Origin of the sequence: Priestia sp. FSL W8-0524 (assembly GCF_038005965.1) — a bacterium.
Classification (GTDB): domain Bacteria; phylum Bacillota; class Bacilli; order Bacillales; family Bacillaceae_H; genus Priestia; species Priestia zanthoxyli.
In genome coordinates this window covers 4,447,534-4,465,828 of record NZ_JBBOUG010000001.1, presented here as the reverse complement: position 1 = coordinate 4,465,828, position 18,295 = coordinate 4,447,534, and the positions used below count along the sequence as shown (strand labels likewise).

Here is an 18,295-nt window from a genome sequence, read left to right as displayed (position 1 = left end):
ACGTCAGTTTTAACGCTACTTTGTCGATAAAAGATTACAGGAACTAAAAAGCCTATCACGAATTATGTAGAGAGGCTACTAAAATCCTTTTTAAATACTGTAACGATTTCTACACAATTTTGCAATCATATGTGTTTGGTAAAAATAAATCGAAATGAGGTGTAGATAGATGGCTGTACAGTCAAAAACGAAAGAGAAAATTATTGATGCGGCTGTTTCTCTTTTTAACGTAAAAGGTTTTGATGGTACGTCGGTGCGGGAGATTGCAGGAAAAGCGAAAGTGAACGTAGCGAATATTTCATATTATTTTCATAGCAAAGAAGGATTACTTGAAAGTTTAGTGATTTCTTATTTTGAAGGTTATATTGGGGTGCTGGAGCAAGCATTTCAAGAAATGAAAAAGCTGTCTTCAACAGAAAGTATGATCGTAATGATTCGAGCTATCTTACATTACCAGCACGAAAATAGGCATATTGCCCGGCTTGTATATAGAGAAATCTCTCTTGACACGATTTTAATTCGAGAAGTTATGACTACGTATTTAACCAAGGAAAAATACTACTTAAAAACAATCCTTGAAAGAGGGATGAAAGAAAAGGAGTTTCGAAAGCTGCACGTTTCCTTTACAATCATTGAGCTTAAGGGCATGCTCTCTATGCCTTATCTTCATCCTCAGTATCTAAGTGAAGTTCTTCATATATTGCCTCACGAACCGTATTTTGTTCAGCAATATGCGATTGAGCTTGAGCAATGGGTGCACACAACGGTATGTTTGCCATATGAACGGACAAACAAACTGCGCGTTCAATTATCCTAAATGGAGCTCTCCATAGCCTTGGCCTAAATCCTTCGCACAGTGGGCGTCTGACCCATATACGAGAGGGATTTTTTTCTGTTGGGCTGCCTTTACGACAAAGGGAGCTGGATACGCTTCCTTGCACAAAGGTTTAAACAACCCTGCACTATTATAATCCAACGCCAGATTTTTCATTTTTATTTCATCGAGTATTGATAAAATAATAGGGGAAAGTGTGTCTTCATATGGAAAGCGAGTTTGAAATTTATGTACGAGTGTCATATGACCAATGCGCTTAGGCTTATAAACGCCTAAATTGGCCTGTACAGAGCGTAATACCGTGTTGTAATACTTATCATATACTTTGCTTACGCTGCCGAATTTCTGTACAATATGTGCAAATACGTCAGCGCTAAAATCCAGGCAGTCATATTCTTCTTCATATTTTAAGAAGTGAACCGAAAGGATGCTGTCATCGAGATAAGGACCATATTCGTTTAAGAACTCTGTTGTTTCGTGTTCAAATCCTTCAATAAAGTCAACTTCCAATCCGATATTAATACGAATATCGCGCTCAAATTCTTTTTTTACTTGCTGTACGTTTTGAATGTAGCGATCAAGTTTGTCAGGAGCCATTCCGCTGTCTCGATCAGGCGTCGGATCAATGAAGCTTTTTGGTAACGGAGCATGCTCTGTAAACGAAATCTCGCCAAAGTTCAGGGAAATCGCCTGTTCAACATATTGTTGCAATGAATCAGGCGAACCGTGTGGGCAAAATGGAGTATGAATATGTTTGTCAACTTTCATAAAAAATGCCTCCTTTTTTCTTCTTTTTCCATTGTAACGACACAAAGTGACTCCATGCCAATATTTTGTATAAAAAAATTTAATTTTTTGCTCAAAAGTTGGGCTTTACATGGTATCATAAAAACATTGACGCAAAAAAATTTAAAGGATTAAATTCACCCTTTTTATAAATAAGAAACTTGTCATGTAGAACGCACTGTAAGGGGGCTTAGTATGGAATTCATTATAGCACTAATCATACTCATTATCGGATTAGTTGTGTACGGAATGTTTTCACGTAAAAAGATTTATCAAGAAATTGATCGCCTGGAAACGATCAAAGTCGAATTAGCAAATACGCCAGTTGCAGAGGAAATTTCAAAAGTAAAAGAATTGAACATGACAGGTCAAACTGAAGAGCTATTTGAACGTTGGCGTGAGCAGTGGGATGAAATTATATCAACTAATCTCCCCAAAATTGATAAAGAACTGTTTGAAACGGAAGAAGCAGCAGATAAATACCGATTTAAAAAAGCGAAGCAGTTATCTATACATATTGATCAAGCCTTAGAACAAACCAAGATAGATATTGAAAACATACTTACTGAACTTCAAAATTTAATTGGTAGCGAACAAGATAATCGATATGATATTGAGGAATTAAATCAGCTTCACCGCCATGTGAAGAAAAAATTGCTCGCACATCGGTATTCCTATGGAAATGCTGAAAAAACGTTAGAATACGCAATTAATACATCGAAAGAGCAGTTTAAAAAATACGAGGAAGAGACGATTAACGGAAACTATCTTCAAGCACGTGAGATTGTTCTTCAATTAAAAACTGATTTAACAGCTATTGATTCGTATTTAGAACAAATTCCGAAAGTGTTAGTTGAGTGTCAGACCACTCTTCCTGTTCAATTCAATGAGCTGCTTGACGGGTTCCGCGAAATGAGTGAGCAGGGATATGTGTTAGATCATCTGCAAGTAGAAGAAACGGTAGAGCTTTTAAAACAAGAAACTGCTGAAATTATTGCAGATATTGAAGAATTATATGTGGAAGAAGCGATTACAAAACTAGATGATGTTAACGAACGCTTAGAGCAGTTATATGACTCACTTGAGCATGAGGTTTTCTCCTATCATAAAATGAACCGTGAATCTCATACGGTATCTAACTTCCTTCGTATGCTTCAAGAACGAAACCGTGAACTTCGTGAAGAAACGCTATTTGTACAGCAGAGCTATCATTTTAAAGAGCGCGATTTAGACGTATATTACAAAATGGATCGCGAACTAAAACGATTAACTAACTTGTACTATAATATTTCGGACAAGGTAGCGGAGCACAATTTAGCCTACAGTGTGATCCAAGAAGAACTCGAAGACGTTTCCAAACAGCTTAATCAATTAAAAGAATCTCAGGAATCCTATAGCGATATGCTACAAGCTCTTCGCAAAGATGAGCTCTCAGCTAAGGACAAAATAGAAGAACTGAAAGCTCAGTTGATTGAAGCACGACGCCTTATTCAAAAAAGCAACCTTCCCGGTGTTCCTGAAGAATATAAAGTGCAGCTTGAAAAAACGGTTCATATCTTAAATGAAGTAACCGCTAAGCTGAAAGAAAAACCCCTTAATATTCAAGCTGTTCAATCTTTACTTGAAGATGCTGTTGGTTTTGTTCAAGATACATTTGATGAAACAGAGGCAATGTTAGAGGAAGCGCGACTCGTTGAAAGAGTGATTCAATACGGGAACCGTTATAGAAGTACTCATCACTCGATTGCACAGTCTTTAGAAGAAGCAGAAGAAGCATTTCGTCATTATGAATACAAAGAAGCGTTAAAACAGGCATCTGCAGCTATTGAGCAAGTGGACCCTGGTGCGCTTGATCGTATACAGCGTATTGTATCTTCACAGAGTTAAAAAGCTCGTGTCCTTTGGACACGAGCTTTTTTATGATGCTTTTCTTTGTATACTATCCGTGTGATGTGTACCTCTTGCAATGCTAATAATATAGCCTATGAAGGCAGCAGCAACTGTTGGAATAAGCCAGCCAAGGCCTTGGCTATAAAGGGGCAAATAGTTTTTGAAAAAATCGTCTATGCTTGTTAAGATAATTCCTGCTGCTTTTAACCCGTCAAAAATGCTCAGAATCGAGCTAATGATTACGGCTGTCACATATACTTCTCGACCGAACGAAATGGCTCTTTCAATTAATGATAAAGCAATTAGCGTAATGGCAATAGGGTATACAAAGGTCAAAATAGGTATGGAAATAGAAATTAATTGAGTAAGCCCTACATTTGAAATAACAGCACTAAACAGCATTAAAATGACAACAAATGTTTTATATGACATGCTTGGCACCAGCTGCGTGAAAAATCGTGCGCAAGCAGAAGTTAATCCGATGGCTGTCGTTAGACAAGCAAATGTAATAGCAAGTCCTAAAATAATGGTGCCAAACGAACCGAATAATGTTGTAGCTACAGCTGTTAAAATAGCTCCTCCATTTTCTTTCATACCAATTGCTTCTACGCTTGAAGCGCCGACATACGCGAGAGAAAGATAAACGATAGCTAACCCAGCAGCAGCAATCAACCCGGCTTTGATACATACCGAAGCGAGTGTTCGTTCGTCCGTTACGCCTTTTTCCTTAATACTGTTGATAACAACGATGCCAAATACGAGAGCTGCAATTGTATCCATTGTCAAATATCCATCAATAAAGCCGCCCGTAAATGGAGAGGCTATATATTTGGCGTGAGGTTCTTGAAAAGAACCCATAGGTGTCATTAAACTTTTGATAGCTAAAAGAGCTAATACTGCGAGCAGTAAAGGAGTTAGAATTTTTCCTATGCGATCAACAATTTTAGTTGGATTCAATGATAAATAAAGTGTTAGTCCAAAGAAAATAACGGTATAGACCATTAAAGGAATCTTGCTTGCAACCGCATTTTCTGATAAAAATGGGGTCACACCGATTTCAAACGCTACTGTATCCGTTCTGGGTATACCAAAAAAAGGGCCAATTGCTAAGTAAAGCAATATAGTAAAAGAAATCCCGAAAATAGGGTGAACTTTTTTAGCTACTTCGGTAAAGTTTCCATTGCTTTTAGAAACAGCGATTATCCCCATAAGCGGAAGTCCTACACCTGTAATGAGAAAACCGATAATGGAACTCCAAGTGTGTGTTCCGGCTTGCTGTCCGAGCAAAGGAGGGAAAATCATATTTCCCGCTCCGAAAAAGAGAGCAAACAGCATAAGACCGATGGCGAGTATTTCTTTGTTAGTGAGTGCTTTGGTTTTCATAATGCCTCCTAGTGTTTCTTATGTTGATGATTAAATTTTCTGACTTTTTAAAAACTAAAAGTACGTGATACATACTACCACATTTATGGAATCATATATAGGTTTTTTTGAAAAAATCTAAATAGTTTATCAATAATAAAAGGAACGCCTAATTTAAAAAAATACCAAGGTGTGGTATGATAATACGTTGTTCCGAAAAAATGAAGAAGGGGGCGCGCATCCTTGATTTATTTAGATAATAGCGCTACAACAAAACCCTATAATGAAGTCATAAAATCTTTTACCAAAGTAGCTACAACTTATTATGGCAATCCATCGTCCCTCCATCAATTTGGCGTACAGGCGGAGAATTTGTTGAGCCGTTCACGTGAGCAAGTAGCAGAATTGCTGCACGTATCGTCAAATGAAATTATCTTTACATCAGGAGGAACGGAAGGGAATAATTTAGCTATTAAAGGCGTAGCGATGCAATATAAAAGCCGAGGTCAGCATATTATTACGACAAATATTGAACATGATTCTGTTCATGAACCATTTAAGCAGTTAGAAGCACTAGGGTTTCATGTGACGTATGTTCCGGTAGATTCAAATGGATTTGTGTCACCTGCGGCTATTGAATCAGCTATTACGGATGAAACCATTTTAGTATCCGTTATGCATGTAAATAATGAAATTGGCACCATTCAGCCAATTGAAGAAATTGGACAGATGCTCACGAACTATTCGAAGGTGCTTTTTCATGTCGATCATGTGCAGGGGATTGGAAAAGTTCCGCTTTCTTTAGCAAATCATAAAATTGATTTATGCACATTATCAGGACACAAAATTCACGGCTTAAAAGGAACGGGGATTTTATATAAACGGAATGGAGTTCAGCTTCATCCGTTGCTTAGCGGAGGCTCTCAGGAAATGCAGCATCGATCAGGCACGGAAAATGTTCCGGGAATCGTAGCATTTGCTAAAGCACTTCGTTTAACACTTGAACATGCAGCTCAGAATCAGCAAAAAATGCAGAAAATAAAAGCAGAACTGATGGACAAACTTTCTGCTCACGAAAGAATCACGATTAATACGCCGAATGAGCATTCAGCTCCCCATATTATAAATTTTACAGCGCAAGGTATTAAAGGTGAGGTTTTTGTTCACGCTCTTGAAGAAAAAGGAGTGTTTGTATCAACTACATCTGCCTGCTCATCAAAACGAAAAAAGCCAAGTAAAACGCTTTTAGCTATCGGTAAAAATTACGAAGAAGCCGATCAGTCCATTCGTTTGAGCTTGTCAGGATTAAATGACTATAATGAAGTAACGCCCATTATAAATGCTATTTTCACAGTAATTGAAGATCTAAAGAAAGTAATGAGGTAAATAACTATGATATATAACCATATTTTAATTCGATACGGAGAAATTTCCACTAAAGGACAAAATAGAAAAAAATTTGTTGCGCAGCTAAGAAAAAATATTGTAACGGCTCTTAGTGCATTCCAAAACATTCACGTAAAATACACAAGAGACCGCATGTATATTCACTTAAATGGTGAAAATCACGAGCCTATCATTGAACGTCTTCAGCAAATCTTTGGTATTCAAAGTTTTAGTTTAGCATTAAAAGTTGAAAATGAACTTGAAGCCATTCAAGAAGCAGCGCTAGAAGCAATGAAAGAATTTGATATAGAAGGAAAAACGTTCAAAGTATCTACTCGAAGAGCGTACAAACAATTTCCTCTTGATACAAATGAATTAAATTATGCAGTAGGAAGTCATATTCTACGAAATACAGAGCATCTACAAGTAAATGTAAAAGAGCCAAGCGTAAATGTACGAGTAGAAGTGAGAAGTGAAGCAACGTATATTACATGTTTTGATTATCGCGGAGCAGGGGGTCTTCCAGTTGGTACGAGTGGAAAAGCGATGCTCATGCTTTCTGGAGGAATCGACAGCCCGGTTGCAGGATACTTAGCTATGAAGCGCGGTTTAGAAATAGAAGCGGTTCATTTTTATAGTCCGCCTTTTACAAGTGAACGTTCTAAGCAAAAAGTAATTGATTTAACGCAAAAATTAACGGCTTATCACGAAAAAGTAAAGCTGCACATTGTACCGTTTACAGCTGTGCAGCAAGCGATTCAAAAACAAATTCCAGAGAATTATACGATGACTTCTACGCGTCGTATGATGCTTCGAATTACGGACCTCATTCGTGAAAAAAATGAATCGTTAGCTATCGTAACTGGAGACAGCTTAGGGCAAGTAGCTAGCCAAACTGTTGAGAGCATGTATGCGATTAATGAAGTGACGAATACGCCAATTTTGCGTCCGCTTGTGACAATGGATAAAACGGAGATTGTTGAAATTGCCCGTAAGATTGATACGCATGAAATTTCGAATCGTCCGTATGAAGACTGCTGTACCATTTTTACGCCAAGCTCACCTAAAACGAAGCCAAAGCGTGAAAAAATCAATCGATACGAACAATTTTATGATTTTGAAACATTAATTCAAGAAGCGGTAAATAATGTAGAAACGCTTGAAATGACTGCTTCTTCGGCTACAAATACGGCAGAGAACGTCGAAGATTTGTTTTAAAAGTAAAATTTCATAAAATTACCAAAAGAGATCATGTATGAAGCCATGTGTTTTGACACAATCTATATTCAACAAGGAGGTGAAAACACATGGCAAACACAAACAAATTAGTAGCTCCTGGTTCAGCAGCTGCTATCGACCAAATGAAATACGAAATCGCTTCTGAATTCGGTGTAAATCTTGGACCAGAAGCAACAGCTCGCGCTAACGGATCTGTTGGTGGAGAAATCACTAAACGCTTAGTTCAACTAGCTGAGCAACAACTTGGTGGTAAATAAGTCATATTAACTAAATAATGATGGCTAAAAAGAGTGGGGGAAACCCCACTCTTTTGTCTTGTTTGTTTTGTCACGTATAATAGAGAAAAGGTCAAGCTTTATAAAGTAAAGGAGATGTTGGCGATGGGAACTTTATTTTACGGCGGCAAAATATATACGATGCGAAAAGAAGATGAACATGTAGAAAGCGTATATGTTGAAAAAGGATTTATTGAAGATATAGGTGCAGAAGAAGAGTTAAGAATCAAATGGGGTCCTGCAATTGAAAACGAAGTACACCTCAAAGGATATACAATGTACCCTGGCTTTGTAGATAGCCATCTTCACTTGATTGGTCACGGTGAAAAGCTTCTTCGGCTTGATTTGTCTCAAGCTACTTCTCGGGAAGACGTGTTGAGGCGTGTTCGACAAAAAGTAGAGAGTACACCAAAAGGAGAATGGGTGATCGGGGAAGGCTGGGATGAAAATCAGTGGGAAGATTCCTCATTGATTCAGTATCAAGATCTTGATCAGCTTTCAACTGAACATCCTATTATGTTGAAGCGAGTTTGTCGTCACGGATTAGTAGCGAACGGAACAGCTCTTAAAATAGCCGGAATTACAGCTGAAACACGTGATCCGGAAGGAGGCATTATCCAGAGGGATGAAGCTGGAAATCCTACCGGTTTTTTGGCTGATCAAGCGCAAGAATTAGTAACGGCTCATATTCCTCAAGTATCAGAAGCATACATTCGACAAGCGCTCTCAGTGGCCATTAAAGATTGTGTTCGGCACGGATTAACGGGTGGACATACGGAAGATTTAAATTATTATGGAGGCTTTCTGCGTACATATCAAGCATTTCAAGACGTTATTCATAAAGAAAAGCAGCTGTTTCGTGCTCATTTACTTGTTCATCATGAAGTTGTAGATGATATGTATACATACTGTGAAGAAAAGAAAGACACATCCGATTTTATTGAAATAGGACCAATGAAGATTTTTGCTGATGGTTCGCTTGGCAGTCAATCTGCGCTTTTAAGCTTTCCCTACAAAAGCGACCCTTCTACAAGAGGTGTAGCTATTCAATCACTAGATGAGTTAAAGCAGCTAGTGAGGAAAGCGAGAGAATTGGGCATGACCGTTGCAATTCATGCGATTGGTGATTTAGCGTTTCAATATGTAGTAGAAAGCATCGAGCAATACCCTCCTCAAACAGGGCGAAGAGATCGTATCATTCATGCGCAGATTTTACGAAAAGATTTAGTTGATCGTGTAAAAAATCTTCCTGTTGTATTGGATATTCAGCCTCGTTTTTTAGCCAGCGATTTTCCATGGGTTATTGAAAAAATTGGAGAAGAGCATTTGGATTATTGCTATGCGTGGAAAACGTTATTGGACGAGGGCGTTATGTGTGCAGGTGGATCGGATGCGCCTATTGAACCTATCAATCCAATGTTAACGATTCATGCAGCGGTTTCAAGAAAAACTTCTCCAAACAGCTCGGTCGTTTACATACCTTCTGAGCGACTGACTGTATTTGAAGCTGTTCAGCTGTTTACGTTAGGAAGCGCGCAGGCCATTCATCAAGAGCATAAAAAAGGATACGTTCAAAAGGGTTATGTAGCTGATTTTACCGTATTAGAAAGAGATCTGTTTGAGATACCTGCAGATGATATTCCAGGGGTACGGGTGCAGATGACTGCTATTGATGGAGAAATTGTATATCAAAAATAAAAAGCGCCCAAGGGCGCTTTTTGTTATAGAAATGTACGCTTAACTCGTTGCCAGAAAGAGTTATCTTTCAGCTTAACCGTTTTAATTTGACGGTCGCTTAAACGAATTTGAACTTGATCAACTTGACGTGCATTTAATGCTTCGTTATCTATTCCAATAATTGGATTGTGGTTGTTGTCATTGGATAGTTTTAAAGTGAGCGTATGCTCAGCGCTTAGGATGAATGAAGATCCTAATGTACGATAGTTATTATTATTTAACGATGCCAATTCGCTGACTTGCATACAAGGAATTAACGGATCAACTACGGCTCCATTTACTGATTTATTATAAGCCGTACTGCCTGTTGGTGTTGAAATAATCATCCCATCCCCACGGAATGTTTCAAAGTGATTTTCGTTAATAAAAACATCTAGACTGAATGTTTTTATAACACCTGATCGAATGGAACATTCATTTAAGCAATAAAAAGAAGTTCCTTGATCAATTTGAGTTTGTAAAACGGGAAATCGACGTACTTCTATATTTTCTGTTGTAATAGCTTCAATCATTTTATCCGTTTCATCAATATGAAAATCGCAGTAAAAGCTTAGCTGATCTGAAGTTGTGACACCAGCATATAAGCAGTCATCTCGAAAGCCAGATTGACGGACAGCCTGCAAGAAAGCTCCGTCACCGCCAATACTTACAATGATGTTAGCGCTGTCGAAATGGTCTACTACATGAAAATCATATTGTTTTGCAAGTTCAATAAGTGGACTTACGAGCGCCTTTGTTTCCTGGTTTTTTGGATGAAAGAAATAAACGTTGCGACGATTTGGCATAGATAGTTCCCCCTTGTTTGTCTGATATGTAAAATATTAGCGATAAAGTAAACTTTTTAAAAAAAGTTTGTTACAATAATTATAGCATTATTGCTTTAAAAATTAAAAGAATAATCTTTTAATTCTGACACCTAAAAAGGAGGATTTTCATGAACAAAAAAAGGTGGATTGCTCTTTTGATTGCGGCCTGCTTATTCATTTTCTCTGCGATTGTTAATGTTGGTTTTTCAGTCAAAGAAGAAAAAGATGACGGTCTGGCAGGCATATTTGGAGGAGACGACAGTGAACTATCAGAAACAGTTATCGAAAAAGGGAATGCAGCTAAGAAAATTGCAGTACTAGAGGTCAATGGAACGATTCAAGATACAGGAAGCGGTTCCTCTCCGCTTATGTCTCAAAATGGTTATAACCACCAAGCATTTTTAAAGCAGCTAGAGGCTGCAAAAAATGATAAGGCAGTTAAAGGAGTCATTATTAAGGTGAATTCACCGGGCGGAGGCGTCGTTGAAAGTGCTGAAATACATAAAAAAATTGAAGAGCTGAAGAAAGACACGAAAAAGCCAGTTTATATTTCAATGGGATCAATGGCTGCTTCAGGAGGCTATTACATTTCAACAGCTGCTACTAAAATCTATGCAATCCCTGACACTTTAACAGGTTCACTAGGTGTAATTATGCAAAGCGTTAACTATGGCAAGCTGGCGGATAAACTAGGAGTAGAATCTGTTGTTATTAAAAGCGGGGCTCATAAAGATATTATGTCTCCAACAAGAGAAATGACCGGAGAAGAAAAAGAAATTATGCAAACACTTGTAGACAACTCGTATGATGGTTTCGTCAATGTTATCTCTGAAGGGCGTCACCTTTCTAAAGAAAAAGTGCGTTCTATTGCAGATGGACGAGTGTACGATGGACGTCAGGCTAAAGAGCTGAAGCTGGTCGATCAACTAGGCTATTTTGAAGATACGGTAAAAGGAATGGAGAAAGATTACAAGTTAAAAGGTGCACAAGTAATTCAATACAATCAAGGATTCGGACTGCCTTCTTGGCTTTCAATGAGCATGCAAAAAGTAATTGGTGGAGATGAACAAGTGACCGCAATGTTAAAAACATTTGCGCAGCCAAGCTCTCCGCGCTTGATGTATTTATATGCAGAATAGAGGTGGGAACATGGAAAATCAATCTCATTCAACCGAATCAAACGACACTATAAAACATGAGCCAGCGGTAAGTGCTCCAATAGGTAGTGAATTCCATTATGCAGGCTTTTGGATGCGCTTTTGGGCATATCTTTTGGATCTAGCTGTAGTAGCTAGCTTGAACTCCCTGCTTATCAAACCCATTTTCCATTTAGCAGATATTCCTCAAGGGGATGGATTTTTTTCTCCCTATACGATTGTGACGGTGATTATCTTTTATGGTTATTTTGTTTTAATGACCAAGTATTTTGGACAAACGCTTGGAAAGATGGTGTTTGGGCTTAAAGTAGTATCACTGAAAGACTCCACTTTAACTTGGCCTGTTGTGCTGTTTCGTGAAGGAATTGGACGTTATATTTCTAAAACAGTTTTTTTACTTGGCTATTTGTTAGTTGCTTTTTTACCTAAAAAGCAAGGAGCGCATGATTACTACGCAGATACAACCGTTATACATGAAGGTACAATAAGCAGATAATAAAAAGAGGCTGGGGCAAAAATATTTAGACGAATCGAAAAACGAACCATTGATCAAGGTGTTTGATTAGTGGTTCGTTTTTTGGGTTATGGTAAACGTAGGTTTCATGTGTGTAGGTCTTTCTAGCAGTTGATTGGAGGGAAAGCGAAGCCTTGCACGGAAATCAACTGCGGTGTCGCAAACGGTTAAGCTCATGTATACTATTTGTTCGTCTTTAAATTGGATTCATTTCGTTATGTCTCAACCTCTTTTTATTGTTTTCATAAGGTTTAATATTCTGTGTTTTGGAGATAATGTGAAGCTAAGAAGGAGTGAAGGATGTGCTATGGCTTTTATGGATATTGCTAGCACTTTTAATTGTTATTGTACTTATTGTATGGACAAAAATCACGCTATTTGTAGAGCTTCATCATGTCCGAGATAACGATTATTACAGAGTGAGACTCAGGGCTTGGTTTGGTCTTATTCGCTATACATATGAAATTCCGGTAGTGAAAGTAAAAAAAGATTCTCCTCGTTTGCTTGTTGAAAAGAAGAAAGGAATGGGTGATCAAGGAAAAGAAGACGAGAATTCATGGAGTGATTATTCTGTAGAAGACGGGTTAAGCATGTTAGAAAATGCGAAGCAATTCCTTGAACAGGTAGTCGGTTTTCATAAAATTTTTCGTCGTTTCTTACAGAAAGTGACGGTAAGGGATATTAAATGGCACAGCCGTTTCGGCTTAGGTGATGCTGCGTTAACAGGCGTACTTACCGGGGCGGTATGGTCTGCAAAGGGGGGCATAGTTGGTATAATCAGCCGTTATATGAAACTAAAAGATATGCCTGTAATGAGCGTTACCCCTGTATTTCAACATCTTTGGTCAGAAACGGTATTTGAGTGCATAATTTCTTTTCGAGTTGGTCAAGCTATTCTAGTAGGTTTACGGACCTTGAGATACTGGCGGCATACGTCCAAAAAGCGTCGCAAAAGATGGAAGTCGTCAAATAAGAACAAGACACACTCTGTGAAAACATAAGGAGGTTATCTTAATGGCAGAACATCCAATTAAAAGTTTAATGTCGACAGCTATGGAAAATTTAAAGGAAATGATTGATGTTAATACAATCATTGGTGATCCCGTAGAAACACCTGATGGCAGCGTTATTTTAACTGTCTCAAAAGTAGGTTTTGGCTTTGCAGCGGGCGGAAGCGAGTTTGGAGTAGAAGGGCATGCGCCATCTTCTCCAGGGCAGCATCAGCAAGAATCAGGTCATCCATTTGGCGGAGGTAGCGGTGGCGGTGTATCAATTACGCCAATTGCCTTTTTAATTGTGAGTGGAAGCGGAATTAAAATGCTTCACCTTAATGAAAGTACACATTTATATGAAAAGATTTTAGATACAGCACCTCAAGCAATTGAACGCGTGCAGCAAATGTTCAAGCGAAATAACCATCAGCAGGATCATCATAATCAACAAAATCAGCATCATGACGGTGCAAATGATTTTAATTTGTAGGGATAAAATAAAGCTTTGCTTGCTTCTTTGAACGATAAAAGAAGCAAGCAAAGCCTTTTTTTATTGGGCATGTTTTCTAGCATATAGCGTTATAGTATGTATGTCATTTAATTGCAATATAGAGACAGACAAGCTAATATGAACAGTGTACATACTTATTTAAAGGAGGAATTATTCGTGACTAAATTTAAAGGTAACGATGTAACATTATTAGGAAATCAAGTAAAGGTTGGAGACAAGGCGCCAAACTTTACCGTTTTAGCAAATGATTTATCAGAAGTAACGCTTGACAGTACAAAGGGTTCTGTTCGCCTAATCAGTGTAGTTCCTTCTATTGATACTGGAGTTTGTGATGCGCAAACTCGCCGCTTCAACGAAGAAGCAGCTAAATTAGATAACGTAAAAGTATTAACAGTGAGCGTAGATTTACCGTTTGCTCAAAAGCGCTGGTGTGGTGCTAATGGCATTGATAATGTTCAAACATTATCTGACCACCGCGACTTATCTTTCGGCGAAGCATATGGTGTAGCTATTCAAGAATTACGCTTATTGGCTCGTTCAATCTTTGTAGTAGACTCAAATGACAACGTAACGTATGTTGAGTACTTACCAGAAGTAACTGAGCATCCGAACTACGAAGCAGCAATCGAAGCAGCTAAAGCAGCTAAGTAAGATTGTCGATGGCGTTCGGCAGAAGGCGGAAAACAATGTTTTTCGCCTTCTTTGTGTTTTAAGAAGCTTTTATGATAAAATATGATGTTCCAAATAGGACGTTTACTCATTTATATAGATATCATTTCATTACACAGGAGGCAGAATATGAGTCAATTAGCTAGTATGGAAAAGCTATTTGGTGTAATTGATCAAACAGCTATTATTTTAAGAAAAGAACTAAACTGCGTATATTTAGAAGCAGTAGCTGAAACGGGAGAAAACTTGTTTCAAGGAACTATTTTGCAAGAAGAGCTAGATGAGGTAACCAAAAAACGTTTAAAAAAAGAATACGATTCAATCACGCTTGATCATTTTGAAAAAGAAACGATTCGAAAAGCATATCAGCTAGCTATTTTAAAAGGGATGAAAGAAGCAGTTCAGCCTAACCACCAAATGACCCCTGATGCTGTAGGACTATTTGTCAGCTACTTAGTTGGAAAATTCATGGCAGGAAAAGATAAGTATACGCTTTTAGATCCAGCAGTAGGAGCTGGAAACTTATTAACAACCATTTTAAATACACACGCTGCGTCAATTGAACATGTATACGGTGTAGATGTGGATGATTTATTACTTCAACTGACATATGTAAATGCAAACTTACAGAAGCACGGCGTTCAATTATTTAATCAAGACAGCTTACAGCCGCTTTTTATTGATCCTGTTGATTTAGTTGTCTGTGACCTGCCGGTTGGTTATTATCCAAACGATGAAGGGGCAAAAGAGTATAAAGTAAGAGCTGAAGAAGGTCATACCTATGCTCATCACTTATTCATTGAACAAAGCTTGCGCCATGTAAAAGACGGAGGATACGTAGTAGCTCTTATTCCAAATAACTTGTTCGAATCTGAACAGTCTCATTTATTACAGCCGCTGCTAAAAGAGGAAGCAATCGTTCAAGGAATCGTTCAGCTGCCGCTTTCAATGTTCAAACAAGAGCAGGCTGCTAAGAGTATTATCATTCTTCAAAAGCAAGGAGAAGGGGTAACGGCACCTGAGAACGCGCTGCTTGTGAATTTGCCGAAGTTCAGTAATCGAGAAGCAATGAGTGATATTATGGCTCAAATGGACCAATGGTTTCGCGTTAATAAAAAGTAAGTCTTTTTCGAAAATAATGAATATTTGCCGGTAGCGTTTTCATGATGTATAGCTCTTGAAATCTATTGTCGTGAATGATTAAATGAATAAGGATAGAAATCGTGTCGAAATGCATAGAATATTGTAGAGATTACACTTTTATGTTCTGTTCGTTATGTTTATGATGCACGTATAATAAAGAAGGAGCTGTTTTTTTATGTCAAAAATCATGGCAATCAACGCCGGCAGTTCTTCACTTAAGTTTCAATTATTTGAAATGCCAAGTGAGACGGTATTAACAAAAGGTTTAGTAGAACGAATTGGTTTAGATAACGCTGTTTTCACGATCTCGGTAAATGGTGAAAAACAAACGGATATTACAGAAATCCCTGACCATGCTGTTGCAGTTAAAATTTTAGTTGAAAAGTTACTTTCTCAAAACATCATTCAATCATACGATGAAATCACTGGTGTAGGTCACCGTGTCGTACACGGCGGAGAGAAATTTGCTGACTCTGTTTTAATCACAGATGAAACACTAGCGGAAATTGAAGCTTTATCTGATTTAGCACCGCTTCACAACCCAGCAAACATTGTGGGAATTAAAGCGTTCCAAGATATTCTTCCAAATGTTCCAGCTGTAGCAGTCTTCGATACAGCATTCCATCAAACAATGCCAGAAAAATCATTCTTGTACAGCTTACCGTACGAGTACTATGAAAAGTATGGCGTTCGTAAATACGGTTTCCACGGCACATCTCATAAATATGTTTCTGAGCGTGCAGCTGAGCTTCTTGGACGCCCAATTGAACAATTACGCTTAATCTCTTGTCACTTAGGTAACGGTGCAAGTATCGCTGCAATTGAAGGCGGAAAGTCAATTGATACATCAATGGGCTTCACACCATTAGCTGGTGTAGCAATGGGAACTCGTTCAGGTAACATTGACCCTGCATTAATTCCATTTATTATGGAGAAAACAGGAAAAACTGCTGACGAAGTATTAAATGTATTAAATAAAGAAAGTGGTCTTTTAGGTGTATCTGGTATTTCTAGTGACCTACGCGATCTAATCAAAGCAAGCGCTGAAGGCAATGAACGCGCTGAAACAGCACTTGAAGTATTTGCTAGCCGTATTCATAAATATATCGGTTCTTATGCTGCTCGTATGTCTGGTGTAGATGCAATCATCTTCACAGCAGGTATTGGAGAAAACAGTGATGTTGTACGTGCTCGCGTTCTTCGTGGTTTAGAGTTCATGGGCGTTTATTGGGATCCAGCTTTAAATAGTGTACAAGGAGAAGAAGCATTTATTAGCTACCCTCATTCTCCAGTTAAAGTTATGGTTATTCCTACAGACGAAGAAGTTATGATTGCACGTGACGTTACTCGTTTAGCGAATATTTAAGTTCATAAAGTGCCTCTTCAATGCATGAATTCTCATAAATTGTCAGGCAAACTAACGAAAAGCTGATTTCCTTGTTAGGAAATCAGCTTTTTTATATAGCGTAAGGAGCTGACGGTTGAAAGAAGGTTTACAACGTATAGAAGAAAGAAATAATATAGGAAGCAAAATGTAACGGATGCATTATTTGTTATAATAAAAATAAAACTACTTATTTCTTGAAAGGGTGACATGATGATATTAACGAATCGTGAAGAACAGCTTTTAGAAGAAATCTATAAATGGGAAGAGAGCTTACAGAGCGTAGAAGCAACTGAGATGGAGTTATTGTACGAAGAATGGTTAGAAAAAGGGCTTAACTTAATTCCTGCTTCTGTTCGTGAGACCTATTTACATAAAATTGATGAGGGACTCTTTCAGTTAACTGCATTAATTCAAGGTACGGAAATGCAAACTCAAGCGACAAAACGAATTATTGAAACCGCCCGTGTATTCAAAGAAGATATCACAGATCTGTCAGAAATGAATTCCCTTCAAGTAGATCAGCTTTCTTATATATGCGAACAGCAAATGGCCAAGCTGCGGTTGTATGCGCTGAGTCAAGGAGCACTTTCAGGAACCGGCCAATCGCTGCTAGTCGGTATTGATATACCCGCTGTTTTATGCATGAATATTCAAGCGGTGCAACAGGCAGCAATGAGCTACGGCTATCATATCCAGACTCCTTCAGAGCTTATGCTAACGCTAAAAGTTTTTCATGCAGCAACGTTACCTAGACACCTTCAGGCTGAGGGGTGGCATCAATTAAAGAGTGAGCTAAGCCAAGAATTTGACCCGTATTTTTATGAAGGTGTTGATCAAATTGTAGATAAGACGTGGCTGCAAAAAATCGTTGTGCAAATTGGAAAAACGCTAGCTATATTTGCTGCGAAGCGAAAAGTTTATAATCGTTTGCCAATTGTGAGTATGATGGTTGGCGGAGGGATGAATTATCGAATGGCCAAACAAGTGACAGATTATGCGAAGCGCTTTTACCAATACCGCTATTTGCTGGATAAGAAAAACGAGTCTCATTAATTTTTCATGAGACTCGTTTTTTTGTCTATCCGTGAACTTTTTTTGATATTTCCTCATTTGTTCGATACCAAATCCACAAATCATTAATAATAGAAGCAAGTTCTCCTATCTCGCTATTTAATTCACAGGAGCGGATAAAATTAGTCTCATCTTCTAACGCCGCTTGTTTTTGATTAATCCTCTTTTCTACAGATTGAATTTTGTCTGGAATTTGCCCTCGAATCGATTCCCATGTTAGGAGGATATCCTGCTGAACTTTTTCAGAATAGAATGTCCATTCTCTTTCAAGAGCAGGAATTTTTATACCGAGTCTGTTGTCATAAGTAAAAAAGCGCTCCATTTTTTCACCTCTTCCCTTCCATTTTATACAATGACAAAAGCCAGAGCTACTTTAAGTGAAAAATAAATCATTTATACTTGATTTATGCATATAAATATACAATGCATTTAAGGCAGGAATATTCATTCACGTCTATTTTTACAGTATTTTAAAAGCTTTTATCCTATTAAATTAAAAAAAACGTGAATTTATATACTTTTTTTTGAATAACTA

Annotated in this window: 18 protein-coding genes; 14 read left to right on the top strand and 4 right to left on the bottom strand. The window is 38.0% G+C overall.

Annotated features, from left to right (window positions below; all coding sequences use genetic code 11):
- Positions 1 to 169: 169 nt before the first annotated feature.
- Positions 170 to 817: a forespore capture DNA-binding protein RefZ gene (gene refZ, locus NST66_RS23310; protein ID WP_013059482.1), complete on the top strand. Its 648-nt coding sequence runs from the start codon at positions 170 to 172 to the stop codon at positions 815 to 817.
- Here refZ and hisJ read toward each other — a convergent pair.
- Positions 809 to 1,603 (bottom strand): histidinol-phosphatase HisJ, encoded by a 795-nt coding sequence (hisJ, locus tag NST66_RS23305; RefSeq protein WP_155007622.1) that lies wholly within the window; start codon positions 1,601 to 1,603, stop codon positions 809 to 811. The two genes, refZ and hisJ, sit on opposite strands and share 9 nt — an antisense overlap.
- A 213-nt stretch (positions 1,604 to 1,816) precedes the next feature.
- On the opposite strand from hisJ, the gene ezrA reads away from it, so the two are divergent.
- A complete protein-coding gene (ezrA, locus tag NST66_RS23300; protein ID WP_028411807.1) occupies positions 1,817 to 3,508 on the top strand; it encodes a septation ring formation regulator EzrA in 1,692 nt (563 codons plus the stop codon).
- A 30-nt stretch (positions 3,509 to 3,538) separates the two neighbouring features.
- Here the strand turns inward: ezrA and brnQ are convergent, their stop codons facing one another.
- Positions 3,539 to 4,894, bottom strand: a complete 1,356-nt coding sequence (gene brnQ / locus NST66_RS23295; protein ID WP_033579604.1) for a branched-chain amino acid transport system II carrier protein — start codon at positions 4,892 to 4,894, stop codon at positions 3,539 to 3,541.
- A 222-nt stretch (positions 4,895 to 5,116) separates the two neighbouring features.
- Between brnQ and NST66_RS23290 the strand changes: the two genes are divergently transcribed.
- The 4 genes from NST66_RS23290 to NST66_RS23275 all read left to right on the top strand — a co-directional run bounded on the left by NST66_RS23290 (position 5,117) and on the right by NST66_RS23275 (position 9,471).
- A complete protein-coding gene (locus NST66_RS23290) occupies positions 5,117 to 6,259 on the top strand; it encodes a cysteine desulfurase family protein (RefSeq protein WP_028411806.1) in 1,143 nt (380 codons plus the stop codon).
- Between the two features lie 6 nt (positions 6,260 to 6,265).
- A complete protein-coding gene (gene thiI, locus NST66_RS23285) occupies positions 6,266 to 7,477 on the top strand; it encodes a tRNA uracil 4-sulfurtransferase ThiI (protein ID WP_028411805.1) in 1,212 nt (403 codons plus the stop codon).
- A gap of 89 nt (positions 7,478 to 7,566) precedes the next feature.
- Positions 7,567 to 7,755 carry an alpha/beta-type small acid-soluble spore protein gene (locus tag NST66_RS23280; RefSeq protein WP_028411804.1) on the top strand — a complete coding sequence of 63 codons (189 nt, stop codon included), beginning with the start codon at positions 7,567 to 7,569 and terminating at the stop codon, positions 7,753 to 7,755.
- 123 nt (positions 7,756 to 7,878) lie between these two features.
- On the top strand, positions 7,879 to 9,471 hold the full coding sequence (locus NST66_RS23275; protein ID WP_028411803.1) for an amidohydrolase: 1,593 nt from the start codon (positions 7,879 to 7,881) through the stop codon (positions 9,469 to 9,471).
- Positions 9,472 to 9,494: 23 nt separating this feature from the next.
- Here NST66_RS23275 and NST66_RS23270 read toward each other — a convergent pair whose 3' ends face one another.
- A complete protein-coding gene (locus NST66_RS23270) occupies positions 9,495 to 10,295 on the bottom strand; it encodes an NAD kinase (protein WP_028411802.1) in 801 nt (266 codons plus the stop codon).
- A gap of 149 nt (positions 10,296 to 10,444) precedes the next feature.
- Between NST66_RS23270 and sppA the strand changes: the two genes are divergently transcribed.
- The 8 genes from sppA (at position 10,445) to NST66_RS23230 (ending at position 17,742) form a co-directional block, all read left to right on the top strand.
- Complete coding sequence (sppA, locus tag NST66_RS23265; protein ID WP_028411801.1) at positions 10,445 to 11,455, top strand: signal peptide peptidase SppA; 1,011 nt, start codon at positions 10,445 to 10,447, stop codon at positions 11,453 to 11,455.
- A 10-nt stretch (positions 11,456 to 11,465) separates the two neighbouring features.
- Positions 11,466 to 11,969: an RDD family protein gene (locus tag NST66_RS23260; protein WP_033579607.1), complete on the top strand. Its 504-nt coding sequence runs from the start codon at positions 11,466 to 11,468 to the stop codon at positions 11,967 to 11,969.
- A gap of 320 nt (positions 11,970 to 12,289) precedes the next feature.
- On the top strand, positions 12,290 to 12,988 hold the full coding sequence (locus NST66_RS23255; RefSeq protein ID WP_028411799.1) for a DUF2953 domain-containing protein: 699 nt from the start codon (positions 12,290 to 12,292) through the stop codon (positions 12,986 to 12,988).
- 13 nt (positions 12,989 to 13,001) lie between these two features.
- Complete coding sequence (gene ytfJ, locus NST66_RS23250) at positions 13,002 to 13,469, top strand: GerW family sporulation protein (protein WP_028411798.1); 468 nt, start codon at positions 13,002 to 13,004, stop codon at positions 13,467 to 13,469.
- Positions 13,470 to 13,646: 177 nt separating this feature from the next.
- Complete coding sequence (gene tpx, locus NST66_RS23245) at positions 13,647 to 14,141, top strand: thiol peroxidase (protein WP_028411797.1); 495 nt, start codon at positions 13,647 to 13,649, stop codon at positions 14,139 to 14,141.
- 147 nt (positions 14,142 to 14,288) lie between these two features.
- Positions 14,289 to 15,281 (top strand): class I SAM-dependent methyltransferase, encoded by a 993-nt coding sequence (locus NST66_RS23240; RefSeq protein ID WP_034271473.1) that lies wholly within the window; start codon positions 14,289 to 14,291, stop codon positions 15,279 to 15,281.
- 196 nt (positions 15,282 to 15,477) lie between these two features.
- Positions 15,478 to 16,668: an acetate kinase gene (locus tag NST66_RS23235; RefSeq protein WP_013059468.1), complete on the top strand. Its 1,191-nt coding sequence runs from the start codon at positions 15,478 to 15,480 to the stop codon at positions 16,666 to 16,668.
- A gap of 231 nt (positions 16,669 to 16,899) precedes the next feature.
- Positions 16,900 to 17,742, top strand: coding sequence for an EcsC family protein (locus NST66_RS23230; protein ID WP_028411795.1), 843 nt, complete (start codon positions 16,900 to 16,902; stop codon positions 17,740 to 17,742).
- A gap of 25 nt (positions 17,743 to 17,767) precedes the next feature.
- Here NST66_RS23230 and NST66_RS23225 read toward each other — a convergent pair whose 3' ends face one another.
- Positions 17,768 to 18,082: a hypothetical protein gene (locus NST66_RS23225; protein ID WP_028411794.1), complete on the bottom strand. Its 315-nt coding sequence runs from the start codon at positions 18,080 to 18,082 to the stop codon at positions 17,768 to 17,770.
- Positions 18,083 to 18,295 lie beyond the last annotated feature (213 nt).